The organism is Streptomyces spiramenti (genome assembly GCF_012034385.1).
In the GTDB taxonomy this organism is placed as follows: Bacteria; Actinomycetota; Actinomycetes; order Streptomycetales; family Streptomycetaceae; genus Streptomyces; species Streptomyces spiramenti.
Genome location: NZ_JAAVJB010000031.1, coordinates 18,098 through 35,956, shown reverse-complemented (window position 1 = coordinate 35,956; position 17,859 = coordinate 18,098). Strand labels below are relative to the sequence as shown.

The 17,859-nt window shown below is 73.2% G+C and carries 15 protein-coding genes; all 15 read left to right on the top strand.

Annotated elements, in window-relative coordinates; all coding sequences use genetic code 11:
- A partial coding sequence (locus tag HCJ92_RS06695) for a DALR anticodon-binding domain-containing protein (RefSeq protein ID WP_245240644.1) occupies positions 1-624 on the top strand: 624 nt, incomplete at its 5' end.
- A gap of 309 nt (positions 625-933) precedes the next feature.
- Complete coding sequence (gene lysA, locus HCJ92_RS06690; RefSeq protein ID WP_167932509.1) at positions 934-2,325, top strand: diaminopimelate decarboxylase; 1,392 nt, start codon at positions 934-936, stop codon at positions 2,323-2,325.
- Between the two features lie 303 nt (positions 2,326-2,628).
- On the top strand, positions 2,629-3,921 hold the full coding sequence (locus HCJ92_RS06685; protein WP_167932508.1) for a homoserine dehydrogenase: 1,293 nt from the start codon (positions 2,629-2,631) through the stop codon (positions 3,919-3,921).
- Positions 3,922-4,008: 87 nt separating this feature from the next.
- Positions 4,009-5,103 carry a threonine synthase gene (gene thrC / locus HCJ92_RS06680; RefSeq protein ID WP_167932507.1) on the top strand — a complete coding sequence of 365 codons (1,095 nt, stop codon included), beginning with the start codon at positions 4,009-4,011 and terminating at the stop codon, positions 5,101-5,103.
- A gap of 585 nt (positions 5,104-5,688) precedes the next feature.
- A complete protein-coding gene (thrB, locus tag HCJ92_RS06675) occupies positions 5,689-6,621 on the top strand; it encodes a homoserine kinase (protein ID WP_167932506.1) in 933 nt (310 codons plus the stop codon).
- Positions 6,622-7,075: 454 nt separating this feature from the next.
- Positions 7,076-9,115: a transcription termination factor Rho gene (gene rho / locus HCJ92_RS06670; RefSeq protein ID WP_167932505.1), complete on the top strand. Its 2,040-nt coding sequence runs from the start codon at positions 7,076-7,078 to the stop codon at positions 9,113-9,115.
- A gap of 235 nt (positions 9,116-9,350) precedes the next feature.
- Complete coding sequence (locus tag HCJ92_RS06665; protein WP_245240648.1) at positions 9,351-10,454, top strand: LCP family protein; 1,104 nt, start codon at positions 9,351-9,353, stop codon at positions 10,452-10,454.
- Between the two features lie 195 nt (positions 10,455-10,649).
- A complete protein-coding gene (gene rpmE, locus HCJ92_RS06660; RefSeq protein WP_167932504.1) occupies positions 10,650-10,865 on the top strand; it encodes a 50S ribosomal protein L31 in 216 nt (71 codons plus the stop codon).
- Positions 10,866-11,061: 196 nt separating this feature from the next.
- Positions 11,062-12,132 carry a peptide chain release factor 1 gene (gene prfA / locus HCJ92_RS06655; protein ID WP_167932503.1) on the top strand — a complete coding sequence of 357 codons (1,071 nt, stop codon included), beginning with the start codon at positions 11,062-11,064 and terminating at the stop codon, positions 12,130-12,132.
- A gap of 129 nt (positions 12,133-12,261) precedes the next feature.
- A complete protein-coding gene (gene prmC / locus HCJ92_RS06650; RefSeq protein WP_167932502.1) occupies positions 12,262-13,143 on the top strand; it encodes a peptide chain release factor N(5)-glutamine methyltransferase in 882 nt (293 codons plus the stop codon).
- A gap of 29 nt (positions 13,144-13,172) precedes the next feature.
- Positions 13,173-13,820 (top strand): L-threonylcarbamoyladenylate synthase, encoded by a 648-nt coding sequence (locus HCJ92_RS06645; RefSeq protein WP_167932501.1) that lies wholly within the window; start codon positions 13,173-13,175, stop codon positions 13,818-13,820.
- Positions 13,821-13,849: 29 nt separating this feature from the next.
- Positions 13,850-14,485, top strand: a complete 636-nt coding sequence (locus HCJ92_RS06640) for an arsenate reductase/protein-tyrosine-phosphatase family protein (RefSeq protein WP_167932514.1) — start codon at positions 13,850-13,852, stop codon at positions 14,483-14,485.
- A gap of 168 nt (positions 14,486-14,653) precedes the next feature.
- The gene (locus tag HCJ92_RS06635; RefSeq protein ID WP_167932500.1) at positions 14,654-16,093 is read left to right on the top strand and encodes an MraY family glycosyltransferase; all 1,440 of its coding nucleotides are present in this window, start codon (positions 14,654-14,656) and stop codon (positions 16,091-16,093) included.
- 232 nt (positions 16,094-16,325) lie between these two features.
- The gene (locus HCJ92_RS06630) at positions 16,326-16,769 is read left to right on the top strand and encodes a Cg1360 family ATP-synthase-associated protein (protein ID WP_167932499.1); all 444 of its coding nucleotides are present in this window, start codon (positions 16,326-16,328) and stop codon (positions 16,767-16,769) included.
- Positions 16,770-17,024: 255 nt separating this feature from the next.
- Positions 17,025-17,852, top strand: a complete 828-nt coding sequence (gene atpB / locus HCJ92_RS06625; protein WP_167932498.1) for a F0F1 ATP synthase subunit A — start codon at positions 17,025-17,027, stop codon at positions 17,850-17,852.
- Positions 17,853-17,859: the final 7 nt, after the last annotated feature.

Below are 17,859 nucleotides of genomic sequence, written 5' to 3'. Positions count from 1 at the left end.
GGCCCCGCCGCCGCGCCCCCGCACACGGTGGCCGCCGTGCTCCGGCGCCGGCTGGCGGTCACCCCCGGCATCGCGTCGGCGACCGTGGCGGGCCCCGGCTTCCTCGACATCGTCCTCGCCGACGGCGCCGCCGCCGCGCTGCTCGCCGAGATCCTCGCGTCGCCCCCCTCCCCGGCGCTGCCCGAGGACCCCGCACGCGACGTCCGCGCGTGGCAGGCCGCCTCCGACGACCGGCCCCCCGCCGGTACCGGCCTGCTCTGCCAGCGGGCCGAGAACCCGTTGTTCCGGGTGCGCCTGGCGCACGCCCGCGCGCGTTCTTTCCTGCGCGGTGCGACGCGGCTCGGCTTCGCCCCGGACGCCGCAGCCGCGGACGCGTTGCGGCACCCGTCGGAGCGCGCCGTGCTGGCGCTGCTGGGGGAGCGCCACCGTGCCGGTTCGGCCGGCTGGCTCGTCCGGCTCGCGGACGCGCACCTCGACGCGACGACCGCCGCCGCGGTGCTCCCGCACGGCCCCGAGAAACCCGGGGCCGTCCACCACGCGCGGCTGGCTCTCGCCCAGGCCACCGCCACGGTGCTCGCCGACGGCCTGTTCCTCCTGGGCATCGGGGCGCCCGACCACCTCTGAGCCCCGGCGGCCACGACGGCGACGGACCCTTCCGCCCCGAAACGGCCCCGCCGGGCGACCAGGGCGACCCGGGCGATCCGACCGCCGCCCTTCCCACGCCGCCGACGTCGCCGGTCGCGGAAGGCACGCGGCGAACGCCGGGCCCACGGCGCGCCGCCGTGCCCGCGCCCGCCGTGACGGGAAGCCCCCGGCCCCCGTTCCCTCCACGACCACCACCTGACCGCGGGCGCCACCACCGGACACGCCGTGGGGACCCGCGTCCCAGCAGAAGAACCCGCGAACCCAGTCCAGAAAGCGACAGCAGCAGCCATGAGCCGTTCCGCGCACCCCGCCGGGCCCCGCCACGCCGACGTCCTCCCCGAGGGCCACCACGGCCCGCCCCCCGCCGACCTCAACGAGCTCGACCCGCGGGTGTGGCCGCGCACGGCCGCCCGCACCTCCGAGGGGGCCCTGGCCATCGGCGGGGTCGACGTCCGCGCGCTGGTGGAGGAGTTCGGCACCCCCGCCTACTTCCTCGACGAGGAGGACTTCCGGCAGCGCTGTCGTGCCTGGCGCGACGCGTTCGGCCCGGACGCCGACGTCTTCTACGCGGGCAAGGCGTTCCTGTGCCGCGCCGTGGTCCGCTGGCTCACCGAGGAGGGGCTCAATCTGGACGTGTGCAGCGGCGGCGAACTGGCCACCGCCCTCGCCGGCGGGATGCCCGCCGAGCGGATCGCGCTGCACGGCAACAACAAGTCCGCCGCCGAGATCGACCGCGCCGTCGAGGCGGGCGTCGGTCGCATCGTGCTGGACTCGCTCCAGGAGATCGACCGCGTCGCCGCCGCCGCGCGCCGCCTCGGCCGGCGCCAGCGGGTGCAGCTGCGGGTCACCGTCGGGGTCGAGGCCCACACCCACGAGTTCATCGCCACCGCCCACGAGGACCAGAAGTTCGGCCTCGCGCTGGCCGGCGGCCAGGCCGCGGACGGGGTGCGGCGCGTACTCGCCCAGGACGGCCTGGAGCTGGTCGGGGTGCACTCGCACATCGGCTCGCAGATCTTCGACACCGCCGGGTTCGAGGTCGCGGCGCACCGTGTGGTCGGCCTGCTGAAGGAGATCCGGGACGAGCACGGTGTCGAGCTGCCGGAGATCGACCTCGGCGGCGGCCTCGGTATCGCCTACACCCCGGCCGACGACCCCCGGGAACCGCACGAGATCGCGAGGGCGCTCCGCGACATCGTCAGCCGTGAGTGCGACGCGGCGGGGCTCGCGCGCCCCCGGCTCTCCGTCGAGCCCGGCCGGGCCGTGGTCGGCCCGACCGCCGTCACCGTCTACGAGGTGGGAACGGTCAAGGAGCTGCCCGGCCTGCGCACCTACGTCAGCGTCGACGGCGGGATGTCGGACAACATCCGGACCGCTCTCTACGACGCGGAGTACTCGGTGGCCCTGGTCTCCCGTACCTCCGACGCCGCCCCGATGCTGGCGCGCGTGGTGGGCAAGCACTGCGAGAGCGGGGACATCGTGGTCCGCGACGCCCACCTGCCCGCCGACACCGCCGTCGGCGACCTGCTGGCCGTCCCCGCCACCGGGGCGTACTGCCGCTCGATGGCCAGCAACTACAACCACGTGACCCGGCCGCCGGTCGTCGCCGTCCGGGACGGACAGGCCCGGGTGCTGCTGCGCCGCGAGACCGAGGAGGACCTGCTCCGCCTCGACGTGGGCTGAGCCGCGCGCGGGGCGGGAGACGCGCCTTCCGGGGGCGCGCACCCGCCCCGCTTCACCTCCGCGCCCGCTCGAACTTCTGTGCCCGTCGCGTCGCCCGTCGCACGTCGGCCCCGTGCGGGCGGTGTCCGGCGGGCGGCCCGCGCATCTCGCATACTGACACCGGCCGTGAGTACCCGCCCCCGGTGGGCGAGACTTGCGGGGCGGGAGTCGCCGCGTGCCGGGCCCCGGAAGCGGCGCGGTCGTGGCCGGGCCCGCGCGAGCGGCGGTACGTGCGGTACGCGAGCGGAGAGAGAAGGTCGGGCGATGACGGATGGGCGGTCGCTGAAAGTGGCGCTGCTGGGCTGCGGAGTGGTCGGTTCGCAGGTGGCACGCCTGATGACGACGCACGCCGCCGACCTGGCCGCCCGGGTCGGCGCGCCCGTGGAACTGGCGGGCATCGCGGTCCGCCGCCCCGGACGGCTGCGGGAGGGGGTCCTCTCCGAACTGGTCACCACCGACGCGCAGGGGCTGGTCTCCCGCCCCGACGTCGACGTCGTGGTGGAGGTCATCGGCGGCATCGAGCCCGCCCGGTCCCTCATCTCCACCGCCTTCGAGAACGGCGCCAGCGTCGTCACCGCCAACAAGGCGCTGCTCGCCGAGGACGGCCCCTCGCTGTACGCAGCGGCCGACAAGTACGGCGCGGACCTCTACTTCGAAGCCGCGGTCGCCGGCGCCATCCCGCTGCTGCGCCCGCTGCGGGAGTCCCTCGCGGGCGACAGCGTCAACCGCGTGCTGGGCATCGTCAACGGCACCACCAACTTCATCCTCGACCGCATGGACTCCAGCGGCGCCGGTTACTACGAGGCGCTGGAGGAGGCCACGGCCCTCGGCTACGCGGAGGCCGACCCCACGGCCGACGTCGAGGGCTTCGACGCCGCGGCGAAGGCCGCCATCCTCGCCGGGATCGCCTTCCACACCCGGGTCCGCCTGGACGACGTGCACCGCGAGGGCATCACCGAGGTCACCGCCTCGGACATCGCCTCCGCCCGCCGCATGGGCTGCACCGTGAAGCTGCTCGCCATCTGCGAACGCGCCGCCGACGGCCGCTCCGTGACCGCCCGGGTCCACCCGGCGATGATCCCGCTCACCCACCCGCTGGCCTCGGTCCGGGAGGCGTACAACGCGGTGTTCGTCGAGGCGGACGCCGCCGGCAGCCTGATGTTCTACGGCCAGGGCGCCGGCGGCGTGCCGACGGCCTCGGCGATCCTCGGCGACCTGGTCGCCGCCTGCCGCAACAAGGTGAGCGGCGCACGCGGCCCGGGGGAGTCGGCGTACACCATGCTCCCCGTCAGCCCGATGGGCGACGTCGTCACCCGCTACCACATCAGCCTCGACGTGGCGGACAAGCCGGGCGTGCTGTCCCAGGTGGCCGCGGTCTTCGCCGACAACGGAGTGTCGATCGACACCGTGCGCCAGCAGGGCAAGGACGGCGAGGCGTCGCTGGTCGTGGTCACGCACCGCGCACCCGACGCCGCGCTGACCGCGACGGTGGAGACGCTGCGCGGACTGGACACCGTCCGGGGCGTCGCCAGCATCATGCGGGTCGAGGGCGAATGACCCGGGGCGCCGCCCACCGGGGTGGCGCAGCGGGGCGGTTGTACCGGAGAGTCGTAAGGCCGGAGAGTCAGGGAAGCAGTGAACGTCATGGAAGCACAGCAGGCCACCACCAGCCGCCAGTGGCGGGGAGTCATCGAGGAGTACCGCGAGCGGCTGCCCGTCTCGACGACGACGCCCGTGGTGACGCTGCGTGAGGGCGGCACCCCCCTGGTCCCGGCGCAGGTGCTCTCCGAGCGCACCGGCTGCGAGGTCCACCTCAAGGTCGAGGGCGCCAACCCGACCGGCTCCTTCAAGGACCGCGGCATGACCATGGCCATCTCCCGGGCCAAGGAGGAGGGGGCGCAGGCCGTCATCTGCGCCTCCACCGGCAACACCTCCGCCTCCGCCGCCGCCTACGCGGTGCGCGGCGGCATGGTCTGCGCGGTGCTGGTGCCGACCGGCAAGATCGCCCTCGGCAAGATGGGCCAGGCGCTGGTCCACGGCGCCCGCATCCTGGAGGTCGACGGAAACTTCGACGACTGCCTGGACCTCGCGCGCGGACTGTCGGAGAAGTACCCGGTCGCGCTGGTCAACTCGGTGAACCCCGCCCGCATCGAGGGGCAGAAGACCGGCGCCTTCGAGGTCGTCGACATGCTCGGTGACGCCCCCGACATCCACGTGCTGCCCGTCGGCAACGCCGGCAACATCACCGCCTACTGGCGCGGCTACCGCGAGTACGCCGACACCACCTCGCCGCTGGGCGCGCCCGCGACGCGGACCCCGCGCATGTGGGGGTTCCAGGCGTCGGGCGCCGCGCCGATCGTGCGCGGCGAGCCCGTGCGCAACCCGGCCACACTGGCGACCGCGATCCGCATCGGCAACCCGGCGTCGTGGACGCAGGCCGAGGAGGCGCGCGACGAGTCCGGCGGCATCATCGACGAGGTGACGGACCGCGAGATCCTCTCCGCCTACCGGCTGCTGGCGGCGCAGGAGGGCGTCTTCGTCGAGCCCGCCTCGGCGGCGTCGGTCGCCGGTCTGCTGAAGGCGGCGGCACGCGGCGACGTCGATCGCGGGCAGCGCATCGTCTGCACCGTCACCGGCAACGGGCTGAAGGACCCGGACTGGGCGGTGGCCGGCGCGCCGCAGCCCATCACGGTGCCGGTGAACGCCGACGCGGCGGCCGAGCGGCTCGGGCTGGCCTGACCCGCGCGCCGCCCGACGGCGGGTCAGCCGCCGCTGTCGCCGCGGGGTTCGGCGCGGGGCGCCCCCCGTTCGCGCGCCACGGCCACCCGGTCGGATCGCAGCCGCGACACGGCGCCCCACCGGGACACCCTCTGCGGCCGAGGTGTCGGCCTTGGGTAGGCTGGTCCGCGTTCCGGCAGGCCGGAGCGGCTCTGCCCGAACGGCTCCCGACCGGGACGCCGGAGGGGGCGCCGCCCCGCTGCCCGCGGGAAGGGCTCCGCGGTGTCGCGGGCCCGTGTGCCCGTCGCACCCAGCGGACGGTGCGCCCGTACCGACCGCGCGCCCCGACGGGCCGTGGGCCGGGACGCACCACGGCACCGCACCGGCACCTCCGCGTCGTCGGGACCGTCGATGACGACGACGGTCCCGGTGGCCGGCCGCCGTTCCGGGGGATCGACCGGGGCCGGCGCCCCGACCCCCAGGGGCCGCCCGTCGGGCAGCCCCGTACTGCTCCACCGCCACCCCCGGATCCGCCACCACCCCACGGCCGTCCGCCGGCAACGTCGGCCGGCCGGGACCGCAACCAGCAAGGAGAGTCGCCGAGCGATGGCGCACCCCGCATTCCGTGCCGCGCCCGTCCGGGTGCGGACGCCCGCCACCAGCGCGAACCTGGGGCCCGGCTTCGACGCCCTGGGTCTCGCGCTGGGGCTCTACGACGACGTGGTCGTCCGTGTCGCCGAGTCCGGGCTGCACATCGACATCGCGGGGGAGGGCGCCGACACCCTGCCGCGCGACGAGAGCCATCTGATGGTGCGTGCGATGCGTGCCGCCTTCGACCTGCTCGGCGGGCAGCCGCGCGGTCTGGAGGTGGTCTGCGCCAACCGCATCCCGCACGGTCGCGGGCTCGGTTCGTCCTCCGCGGCGATCTGTGCCGGGTTGATGGCAGCCAGGGCCGTGACCAGCGGCGGGGAGGCCCGGCTGGGCGAGCGCGCGCTGCTGGAGCTGGCGTCCGAGATCGAGGGGCACCCCGACAACGTCGCGGCGTGCCTGCTCGGCGGGTTCACCATCGCCTGGTCGGACGCGGGCGCGGCCCGCGCGGTGCGGCTCGACCCCGACAGGAGCCTGGCGCCCGTGGCCTTCGTCCCGGCGCAGCCGCTGCGGACCGAGACGGCTCGCGGCCTGCTCCCGCGCTCCGTCCCGCACGTCGACGCCGCGCTCAACGCAGGCCGTTCGGCGCTGCTGGTCGAGGCGTTGACCCGCAGGCCGGAACTGCTGCTGCCGGCGACCGAGGACCGTCTGCACCAGGAGTACCGGTCCTCCGCGATGCCGGGCAGCGTGCGACTGGTCGCCCGGTTGCGCGCCGAGGGCGTGCCCGCCGTGATCTCCGGTGCGGGCCCGACGGTGCTGGCGCTGGTCGGGGCCGTGGAGGCGGAGCGGGTGGCGCGGCTGGCCGGTGAGGGCTGGGCCGCCAACCGCTTGGAGTTGGACGCGGCGGGGGCGAGCGTGCTCCCGCTCGCCGCCGGCACCGGAACCGGGTGAGAAACCCGGCTGTCGGTGTGAGCCCGGGCCCCAGGGTGGGCATGCATGGAGGGCATGGAGAGGGGGGAATACCGGCAGTATCCGGTAGTGTTAATCTCAGGTCTACACGTACCGTCCCTGCGGATCACTCCGAGGGGTGGCCGTCGCGGCATCCGCGGTGGCATCGTCCCCGGGGCACCCGGGCGGCACGGTACGCCGGGGCCCCGTCGTCAGGGGCCGCGTCTTCTTCCGGGAGCTCCCTCTGCCTCAGCAGCCTGCCTGGCAGAGCTCGGCACGCTCCGGATCCGGTACGACGGTCCCATCGACCATTCCGTACTTTTTCGACCCGTTCTCACCGCCGCCATGAGCAGGCGGACCACCGCCCCGGCCGGTCCATCAGACGAGACCGCAGCCGGACAGCACGACCGGTCGCCGAGCCAGACAGGCCGACGTCCGCTCCAGGGAAGGACCCTTCGTGAGCGACACCACCGATCTGATGGGCGCGAGTGCCGACAGCGCCGACAAGACTGCCGGTGCTGCCCCCGCGTCCGTGACGGACAGTGCTGCCAAGGCGCCGCGTCGTCGGCGTTCCGGCACCGGCCTCGACGGCATGGTGCTGGCTGAGCTGCAGCAGGTTGCCTCCGGCCTCGGCATCAGGGGCACCGCGCGGATGCGCAAGAGCCAGCTGATCGACGTCATCAAGGAGAAGCAGGGCTCCGGCGGCGCGCCCGCGGAGTCCGCGCCCGCCGCGGAGGCACCCGCGGCGGAGAAGCCGAAGCGGCGTGCCACCTCCCGCGCCCGCACCGACGCCAAGGCCGCCGGTCAGGCCGAGGCCCCGGCGCGCTCCGAGGGCGACGAGGGCGGAGCCGACTCCGCGCAGGAGGCCGCCCAGGCGCCCAGGGAGCGGGAGACCGCCAAGGGGGACGGCGGCCAGGCCGCCAAGTCCGAGAGCGGCAAGGGTGATTCCTCGCGCGCTGATGGATCGTCCAAGGACGACGGCGGCGAGCGCCAGGGCAAGCGTGAGCGCCGCGGCAAGAACTCGGGTCAGGGCGGCGGCCAGAACCAGCAGGGCGGCGGTCGCGGCAACCGCGACGGTGGCCGTGGTGAGGGCAACCGCGAGGGCAACCGGGGCGACGGCAACCGCGACGGTGGCCGTGGTGAGGGCAACCGTGAGGGCAACCGGGGCGACGGCAACCGCGACGGTGGGCGTGACGCCAACCGTGACGGCGGCGGCCGTGGCGACGGTGGCCGGGACGCCAACCGCGACGACGACTTCGAGGGCGGTCGCCGCGGCCGACGCGGTCGCTACCGCGACCGCCGCGGACGCCGCAGCGGCGGTCGCGAGGACTTCAGCGAGCCGCAGGTCGCCGACGACGATGTGCTGATCCCCGTCGCGGGCATCCTCGACATCCTCGACAACTACGCCTTCGTGCGGACCTCCGGCTACCTCCCGGGCCCGAACGACGTGTACGTCTCGCTCGCCCAGGTCCGCAAGAACGGCCTGCGCAAGGGTGACCACGTCACCGGCGCGGTGCGCCAGCCCCGCGACGGCGAGCGCCGCGAGAAGTTCAACGCGCTGGTGCGCCTCGACTCCGTCAACGGTATGGGCGCCGACTCCGGCCGCGGTCGCGAGGAGTTCAACAAGCTGACACCGCTGTACCCGCAGGAGCGGCTGCGGCTGGAGTGCGAGCCGGGCTCGCTCACCCCGCGGATCATCGACATGGTGTCGCCCATCGGCAAGGGCCAGCGCGGTCTGATCGTCGCGCCCCCCAAGACGGGCAAGACGATGATCATGCAGTCGATCGCCAACTCGATCACCCGCAACAACCCCGAGTGCCACCTGATGGTCGTGCTCGTGGACGAGCGGCCCGAGGAGGTCACCGACATGCAGCGGTCGGTGAAGGGCGAGGTCATCTCCTCGACCTTCGACCGGCCGGCCGAGGACCACACCGTCGTCGCCGAACTCGCCATCGAGCGCGCCAAGCGCCTCGTGGAGCTGGGGCACGACGTGGTTGTCCTGCTGGACTCCATCACCCGACTGGGCCGCGCCTACAACCTGGCGGCCCCCGCCTCCGGGCGCATCATGTCCGGTGGTGTGGACTCCACCGCCCTGTACCCGCCGAAGAAGTTCTTCGGCGCGGCGCGGAACATCGAGGACGGCGGCTCGCTGACCATCCTCGCCACCGCCCTGGTCGACACCGGCTCCCGCGCGGACGAGGTGATCTTCGAGGAGTTCAAGGGCACCGGCAACATGGAGCTCAAGCTCGACCGGAAGCTCGCCGACAAGCGCATCTTCCCGGCCGTGGACGTGGACGCCTCCGGTACCCGTAAGGAGGAGATCCTGATGGGAGCCGAGGAGCTGGCCGTCGTCTGGAAGCTCCGCCGGGTGCTGCACGCCCTGGACCAGCAGCAGGCGATCGAGCTGCTGCTGGACAAGATGAAGCAGACCAAGTCCAACGCCGAGTTCCTGATGCAGATCCAGAAGAACACCCCCTCGCCCAGCAGCGGCGACTGACCGCCGCGCCGCGTCGCCCCCGACCGGGGGCCCGCGGCGTGCCGGATACCACGTCCGGGGCTGCCCCACCACCGCTGGTGGGGCAGCCCCGTCGTCGTCCCCCGTTCGCCGTAACGCCGGACCGCCACGGGCGGCGCCGACCCGGTGAGCGGGCCACAATCGGGTGATCCGGGTCGTCCCGCGCGGCCCCGTCGGCCCTCCCGGGCCGGGCGTGCCCGAGGACGGGACGGTGACCATGGCACAGCAGTTCCCCGGCTGGGGCCCTCGGCCCCCGCGCCACCGCGCGCCGCCGGTCCGCCGGCGGCAGGCGGTGTACGCGGTGACCGGGGCGCTGCTCGCGATGCTGCTGCTCGCCGGTGGCGGCGCCACCGCGCTCTACCTGCGGTTCGACGGCAACATCTCCGAGATCGACATCGATGCCGCGCTCGGCGGTGACCGACCGGAGGACGAACCCGGGGGATCCCTCGACATCCTCGTGCTGGGCTCCGACAGCAGGGAGGGCGAGAACGAGGTGTACGGCCGGCAGCAGGGCGGGCCCCGCGCCGACACCGCGATGGTGGTGCACCTCGCCGAGGACCGGCGGGGAGGCACCGTGGTGTCGATCCCGAGGGACACCCTGGTCGACCGGCCCGCCTGCCGGGACGAGGACGGACGGCCGGTTCCCGCGGCGGAACGCGTGATGTTCAACGAGGCGTTCGCGGTGGGCGGACCGGTCTGCGCGGTGAAGACCGCCGAGGCGATGACCGGGGTGCGGATGGACCACTACGTGGAGGTCGACTTCCGCGGCTTCGAGAAGATGATCGACGCCCTCGGCGGCGTCGAGGTGACCCTCGACCGCCCGCTGCGGGACTCCGACAGCCGACTCGACCTCGCCGCGGGGTCCCACCGGCTGGACGGCGAGACGGCGCTGGCGCTGGTGCGGACCCGCAAGAGCCTCGGGGACGGCAGCGACCTGGAGCGCATCGCACTCCAGCACTCCTTCATCCGCGCGCTGGCGGAGGAGGTGAAGGACGTCGGTGTGCTCGGTGACCCCCGCCGGCTCTACCGGCTGGCCGACACCGCCACCGGCGCGGTCACCACCGACAGCGCCCTCGCCTCCGTGTCGGAGCTCACCGCTCTCGCCCGGCGGCTCGGCGACGTCGACCCCGACCGCCTCCAGACGGTGACGCTGCCGGTCGGGTACGACGCGACCGACCCCAACCGGGTCGTCCCCCTGGAGCCGCAGGCGTCCGGGGTGTGGGACGCGCTCCGGGCCGACGAGCCGGTACCGGAGCGTCTCACCGAGGGCTCCGAGGCCGAGCCGAAGCGCGACGCGGAGCCGCCCGCGATCAGCGGCTGAGCCCATCGCCGCCCCCGGCGCGAACCGCCGGCCTCCGTCCGTCCGCGGGGGCGGGCAGCGGCGGGGAATACCGGGCCCCGGGATCACGTTTTGGCTGTCACGACCGGTCCTGGCAGACTGGTGGATCGGCCCCGGTTCACGCGACGCACTCGGCGGAGCGACCCGGAGCCCTCCCGTGAGACATAGGAGATCCCCGTGAAGCGCGACGTCCACCCGGAATACGTGGAGACCCAGGTCAGCTGCACCTGCGGCGCCTCGTTCACCACCCGTAGCACCGTCAAGAGCGGCAGCGTCCGCGCCGACGTCTGCTCCGAGTGCCACCCGTTCTACACCGGCAAGCAGAAGATCCTCGACACCGGTGGCCGGGTGGCCCGGTTCGAGGCGCGGTTCGGCAAGAACGCCAAGAAGTAGCGCACGGTACGCCGGCTCGGCCGCTCCCCGCGAGGGGGCGGCCGGACCGGCGTTTTCCGTACGGTGCCGCGCGGGGAACCCGTGGCACGCACGGACCGGGGCCGCCCGCAGGCGGCCCGCGCCGGCGGTGTCCACCCCGCCGGCCCCAGCGATCCGCACCCAGCCACCGACACCAGCGTCCCGGGAGCCACCGATCATGTTCGAGGCGGTCGAGGAACTCATCGGCGAGCACGCCGACCTCGAACGGCAGCTCGCAGACCCCGACGTCCACGCGGACCAGGGGCGCGCCCGCGCCATGAGCAAGCGCTACGCGGAGCTGACGCCCGTCGTGGCCGTCTACCAGGAATGGCGCGGCTGTCGCGACGACATCGCCACGGCACGCGAACTCGCCGTCGAGGACTCCGAGTTCGCCGCCGAGGTGAAGGAGCTGGAGTCGCGCTCGGAGGAGCTGACCGAGCGGCTGCGGCTGCTGCTGGTCCCGCGCGACCCGGCGGACGAGAAGGACGTCATCCTGGAGATCAAGGCCGGCGCGGGCGGCGACGAGTCGGCGCTGTTCGCCGCTGACCTGCTGCGGATGTACCTGCGCTACGCCGAGCGCACCGGCTGGCGGACGGAGATCATCGACGCCACCGAGTCCGAGCTGGGCGGCTACAAGGACGTCCAGGTCGCGGTGAAGGCCAGGGGACGCGCCGAACCGGGCCAGGGGGTCTGGGCACGGCTGAAGTTCGAGGGCGGCGTCCACCGGGTGCAGCGCGTCCCGGCCACCGAGTCGGCCGGTCGTATCCACACCTCCGCCGCCGGCGTGCTGGTCACGCCCGAGGCCGAGGAGGTGGAGGTCGAGGTCAACCCCGCGGACCTGCGGATCGACGTCTACCGCTCGTCCGGTCCCGGCGGCCAGTCGGTCAACACCACCGACTCCGCGGTCCGCATCACCCACCTGCCGACCGGTGTCGTGGCCTCCTGCCAGAACGAGAAGAGCCAGCTCCAGAACAAGGAGCAGGCGCTGCGCATCCTCCGTTCCCGCCTGCTGGCAGCGGCGCGGGAGGAGGCCGAGCGCGAGGCGTCCGACGCCCGCCGCAGCCAGGTGCGGACCGGGGACCGCTCCGAGAAGATCCGCACCTACAACTTCCCCGAGAACCGGATCTCCGACCACCGCGTCGGGTTCAAGGCGTACAACCTCGACCAGGTCCTCGACGGCGAGATCGACCCGGTCATCCAGGCGTGCGTGGACGCGGACTCGGCCGCTCGGCTCGCCGAGGACCGCTGACCGGGGACGGTCGGGGGACGCGCCGCGGGCGACCGCCCGCGGCCCCGCACCGCACGGGCCCGGGCGTCGACCGCCGCACGCGCGGCGACGTGAGAAACGAAGGGACACGGTGAACGTAGGGTGGGTTCCGTGACTCCGACCTCCCCGCCGCCCCGCTCGCTGCTGCTCGCCGAAGTGGCCCAGGCCACCCAGCGGCTCGCCGCCGCGGGGGTCGCCAGCCCCCGGTTCGACGCCGAGGAACTGGCGGCGTTCGTGCACGCCACCGACCGCGCCAAGCTGCACCTGGTGGGTGACGCCGACTTCGACGCCCGCTACTGGGAGGCGGTCGCCCGACGGGAGGCCCGCGAGCCGTTGCAGCACATCACCGGCCGCGCGTTCTTCCGCTACCTCGAACTCCAGGTCGGCGCGGGCGTGTTCGTACCGCGGCCCGAGACCGAGTCCGTCGTCGGCTGGGCGATAGACGCGGTCCGTGCGATGGACGTGGCCGAGCCGCTGATCGTGGACCTGTGCACCGGGTCGGGCGCCATCGCGCTCGCCCTCGCGCAGGAGGTGCCGCGCTCCCGCGTCCACGCCGTGGAACTGGACGAGGACGCCCTCGGCTGGGCCCGGCGCAACGTGGCGAACACCGCCGAGGGGGCCCGCGTCACCCTGCACCACGGCGACGCCCTCACCGCCCTCCCCGAACTCGACGGGCAGGTCGACCTCGTGGTCTCCAACCCGCCCTACATCCCGCTCACCGAGTGGGAGTACGTCGCACCCGAGGCCCGCGACCACGACCCCGAACTGGCGCTGTTCTCCGGCGAGGACGGTCTGGAGACCATCCGCGGCCTGGAACGCGCCGCCCACCGGCTGCTGCGCCCCGGCGGCATCGTCGTCGTCGAGCACGCCGACACCCAGGGCGGACAGGTGCCCTGGATCTTCACCGAGGACCGCGGCTGGGCCGACGCGGCGGACCACCCCGATCTCAACAACCGACCCCGGTTCGCCACGGCTCGCCGGGTCACCCGCTGACGCGGGGCGCATCGAAGGAGCACGCACCGATGCCACGGCGCTATGACTGCACCGACGCGGCGGACCGCAAGCACGGCCTGCGGGAGGCCGTCTCCGCCATCCGCCGCGGGGACCTCGTCGTCCTGCCCACCGACACCCTCTACGGGGTCGGGGCGGACGCCTTCAACAAGCGTGCCGTCGGGGACCTGCTGGAGGCCAAGGGACGCGGACGGAACATGCCGTCCCCCGTCCTGGTCGGCTCGCCCAACACCCTGCACGGCCTCGTCACCGGGATGACCGACAGCGCCTGGGAGCTGGTGGACGCCTTCTGGCCCGGTGGGCTGACCCTGGTCGCCCGCCACCAGCCGTCCCTCACCTGGGACCTCGGCGAGACCCACGGGACGGTCGCGGTGCGGATGCCGCTCCACCCGGTGGCGCTGGAGGTCCTCAAGGACTTCGGCCCGATCGCCGTCTCCAGCGCCAACCTCACCGGCGAGGCGGCGCCGCAGGACTGCGATGCCGCGCAGCGCATGCTCGGTGACTCCGTAGCGGTCTACCTGGACGGCGGCCCCACCCCCAGCGACGTTCCCTCCTCCATCGTCGACATCACCGGTGACGTGCCGGTGCTGCTGCGGCCCGGGGCGGTGAGCGAGGAGGAGCTGCGCTCGGTGGTACCCGATCTGGAGACCCCCCATTGACCGCGGCTGCCAGTGACGCGGACGCCGGCATAGCCGCGTTCCGGCCCCCCGAGGCCGACCAGGTCTTCCGAATCCTGCACGTCTCCACCGGGAACGTGTGCCGTTCCCCGATCACCGAGCGACTCACCCGGCTCGCGGTCGTCGAACGGCTCGGCTCCGACGCCGGACTGGTGGTGGAGAGCGCGGGGACGTGGGGCCATGTCGGCGCGCCCATGGAGGCGCACGCCGCGCAGGTGCTGGACGAGTTCGGGGCCGACACCGACAACTTCACCGGCCGGGAGCTGCTGGACGAGCACGTCATCCGTGCCGACCTGGTCCTCACCGCGACGCGGGACCACCGCGCCCAGGTGATCTCCATGGGCCACTCGGCCGGGCTGCGGACGTTCACCCTCAAGGAGTTCACCCGGCTGGTCCGGGTGATCGACATGGGGCAGTTGCCGGACGCCCGCGAGCCCGGGGGCCTGGTCATCCGGGCGCGCGCGCTCAGCCGCGCCGCGGCGGCGCTGCGCGGCTGGCTGGCCGCGCCGACGGCGGAGGCCGACGAGGTGCAGGACCCGTACGGCGCTCCGATCCCGTACTTCCGCAGCGTGGGCGAGGAGATCCGGACGGCGCTCGACCCGGTCGTCACCGCCATCACCGGTGTCCCCGGCGCACCGGGGGAGTGAGCCGCTCCCGCCGGACGCACCCGCACCGTGGTCACCCGCGGTGACCGCTGGGCCGCACGCCGCACCGAGGGTGGCGGTCGGCCGTCCACGGCAGGTGGGAGCGTGCGGGGGCCCCGTGGTCTGGGGCTAGGGTGTGGGGCTTGAGGTCCGAATCACACAGGGGAGCCCGTGCGCGAATACCTGCTGACGCTCTGCGTGACAGCGGCCGTGACGTATCTGCTGACCGGCCCGGTGCGGAAGTTCGCGATCGCCGTCGGTGCCGTGCCGCAGATCCGTGCGCGGGACGTGCACCGGGAGCCGACCCCCCGGCTCGGCGGCATCGCGATGTTCGGCGGGCTCTGCGCCGGCCTGCTCGTCGCCTCGCAGTTGAGCAAGATCGGTGAGGTGTTCACCTCCTCCAGCGAACCGCGGGCCCTGCTGGCCGGCGCCGGCCTCATCTGGCTGCTCGGCGTGCTGGACGACAAGTGGGGTGTCGACGCCCTGGTGAAGCTGGGCTGCCAGATGATCGCCGCCGGTGTCATGGTGATGCAGGGGCTGGCGATCCTCTGGCTGCCGATTCCCGGGGTGGGCGTCGTGGCGCTGACGCCGGTGCAGTCGATCCTGCTGACGGTCGCGCTGGTCGTCGTCACCATCAACGCGGTCAACTTCGTCGACGGCCTCGACGGCCTCGCCGCGGGCATGGTGTGCATCGCCGCGGCGGCGTTCTTCCTCTACACCTACCGACTCTGGTACGGCCACGGCGTGGAGGCGGCGGCGCCGGCGACACTGTTCTCCGCCGTGCTGATCGGTATGTGCCTGGGGTTCCTGCCCCACAACATGCACCCCGCGCGGATCTTCATGGGTGACTCGGGGTCGATGCTGCTGGGCCTGGTGATGGCGGCCTCCGCCGCGTCGGTGACCGGCCAGGTGGACCCGGACCGGTTGAACCTCTTCCCGGGCTCGGTGCGGCAGACGGTCCACGAGATGGTCCCGGTGTACATCCCGCTGCTGCTGCCGCTGACCATCATCGCGGTGCCCGTCGCGGACCTGCTGCTGGCGGTGGTGCGCCGGACGTGGAACGGGCAGTCGCCGTTCGCGGCGGACCGGGGGCACCTGCACCACCGGCTGCTGGAGATCGGCCACAGCCACAGCCGCGCGGTGCTGATCATGTACTTCTGGTCGGCGCTGATCGCCTTCGGCACCGTCGGCTTCACGGTGCAGGGCGAGAGCGTGCTGGTGGTCTCGATCATCGTCCTGCTGTCCGCGGTGGGGCTGGTGCTGCTGCTGCTGCCGCGGTTCACCCCGCGGGCCCCGCTCTGGGCGCAGCGGCTGGTGCCGCCGCGCTACCGGCGGCCGGAGCCCGTACTGACGGCGGACCGCGAGGAAGCGGTGGGCAAGGGGTTGAGCGGCGCGACCGCGGTGGGGGAGCGGCGGCGGTTCACGCGCCGGCCCTCGGCCCGCCACCGGGGCGCGTTGCGGGCTGCTGCGCGCCCGGCGCACCCCGAGGGCGCGGAGAAGCACCCGGAAGGTGACCGGCCCACTGCCGAGGAGCGTCACGAGGGCCATGGCAAGGGCTCCCAGGGGGGCGACCACAGCGTCGCGGGCGGTTCCTCGCGGCGGAGCTCCTGACCGCTGTGGCCTGCGGCGGCGTGGCACCAGGGGCGCTGTCGGGGTACGCCGGGCAGCCGTCAACTGATGGGGCCGCTGTTACCCCGACCGTGTGAGTTCCTGCACACGAACTAGGTAAAGACCTCATCAAATAGTTTGTGATAGCGTTCACGTAGTCCCGATGGAGCACGTCTCGCTCTTGGGGCTCCCCGTCAACGAAGACCCCCCCTGACGCCTGCCGGAGAACCACTTCATGCAGCCCAACGACGCCCGGATCATCCGCGGCGCCGCGCTCTTCACTGCCGTGGCCGGTGTGCTCGCCCTCGTGGCGGCCGCCGTGCTGGGCGGGACAGACGGAGCGGTGAGCGTCGGCCTCGGCGTGCTCGTCGGAGGTCTCTTCTTCGCGTCCGGGCAGTTCGCGCTGGCCAAGGTGGTCCACCACCGGCCCGATCTGCTCATGGCGGCAGCGGTCTTCGTCTACACGACGAAGATCCTCCTCCTCCTGGTGCTGCTGGTCGTCCTCCGGGACGCCTCGTTCCTGGACGGTCAACTCTTCGCCGCGGGAGTCTTCGTGGCGATGGTGTCCTGGCTCGCGGGTCAGATCCAGGGAAACCTGAAGGTCAAGACCCCCTATGTGGTGACCGACCAGGACACCGCCACCACCGCGCGCGGCACCGACGACAAGGCCACCGACTGATGTCGGGCGCCGTCGGCGCCGCCCTTACGGGGGGCGGCATACGCGGGTACCACCCGGGCTGCTATCGTCCGTCGCCGGAGCCTCGGCCGATGTCGGCACGCGCGCTGTACGGGACAGCCGCGCGTTCCCCCCGGACTCCCTTGGGGCGGCGTGGCGTTGCAGCCGGCCGGTTCCTCATCCCGTCACCCACCCAGTCCAGTGCCGTTCCGTGGCACGCCGCCACGCCCACACGCGAGGTAGCCGTATCCATGCGTCATGCCGAAGGAGCTCGCGGTGAATAGCGACCAGACGCTCGCCTTCGAGACCGACTGCCATCTCTTCCAGGACTGCGGCTACCCCGCTCCTTCGCTCTGGTCGTTCCAGTTCGAGCCGATCTTCAGCATCGGCGGCTTCGACTTCAACAAGCCGGCGCTGCTCGCGATCCTCGGCTCGGTGCTGGTCGTCGGCTTCTTCTGGGCGGCGTTCGGCAAGGCGAAGGTCGTCCCGGGCAAGCTGCAGATGGTCGCCGAGGTCCTCTACGACTTCGTGCGCACCGGGATCGGCCGAGCGGTCATCGGCAAGCAGGCCGACACCTTCGTCCCCCTGCTGGTGACGCTGTTCTTCACGGTCTGGATGTTCAACCTCTGGGCCATCGTCCCGGTCGCACAGCTGCCGGCGTCGTCGATCATCGCCTACCCCATCGCGCTCGCGCTGGTGGTCTGGGTCACCTACATGACGGTGACCTTCAAGACGAACGGCTTCGTCGGCGGTATCCGCAACCTCTGCGTCCCGGGTGGGCTGCCGAAGCCGATCTACGTGATCGTCACGCCGATCGAGCTGCTGTCGAACGTCTTCCTGCGGCCCTTCACGCTGGCCGTGCGTCTGTTCGCCAACATGTTCGCCGGCCACGTGCTGATCCTGGTCTTCCTCATCGGCGCCTGGTACATGCTCGGCACCGTCGTCGGCACCTTCTTCGCCTTCGGCTCGCTGTTCATGACCCTGGTGATCACGGTCTTCGAGCTCTTCATCCAGGCGCTCCAGGCCTACGTCTTCACGATCCTCACCGCGACCTACATCTCGGGCGCGCTGGAAGAGCCGCACTGACCTGCTT

Bases quoted from the DNA above. Each gene is read 5' to 3' on its own strand.
- lysA (WP_167932509.1), top strand. From the start codon at position 934: ATGAGCCGTTCCGCGCACCCCGCCGGGCCCCGCCACGCCGACGTCCTC.
- HCJ92_RS06685 (WP_167932508.1), top strand. From the start codon at position 2,629: ATGACGGATGGGCGGTCGCTGAAAGTGGCGCTGCTGGGCTGCGGAGTG.
- thrC (WP_167932507.1), top strand. From the start codon at position 4,009: ATGGAAGCACAGCAGGCCACCACCAGCCGCCAGTGGCGGGGAGTCATC.
- thrB (WP_167932506.1), top strand. From the start codon at position 5,689: ATGGCGCACCCCGCATTCCGTGCCGCGCCCGTCCGGGTGCGGACGCCC.
- HCJ92_RS06665 (WP_245240648.1), top strand. From the start codon at position 9,351: ATGGCACAGCAGTTCCCCGGCTGGGGCCCTCGGCCCCCGCGCCACCGC.
- prfA (WP_167932503.1), top strand. From the start codon at position 11,062: ATGTTCGAGGCGGTCGAGGAACTCATCGGCGAGCACGCCGACCTCGAA.
- HCJ92_RS06645 (WP_167932501.1), top strand. From the start codon at position 13,173: ATGCCACGGCGCTATGACTGCACCGACGCGGCGGACCGCAAGCACGGC.
- HCJ92_RS06630 (WP_167932499.1), top strand. From the start codon at position 16,326: ATGCAGCCCAACGACGCCCGGATCATCCGCGGCGCCGCGCTCTTCACT.
- atpB (WP_167932498.1), top strand. From the start codon at position 17,025: ATGCCGAAGGAGCTCGCGGTGAATAGCGACCAGACGCTCGCCTTCGAG.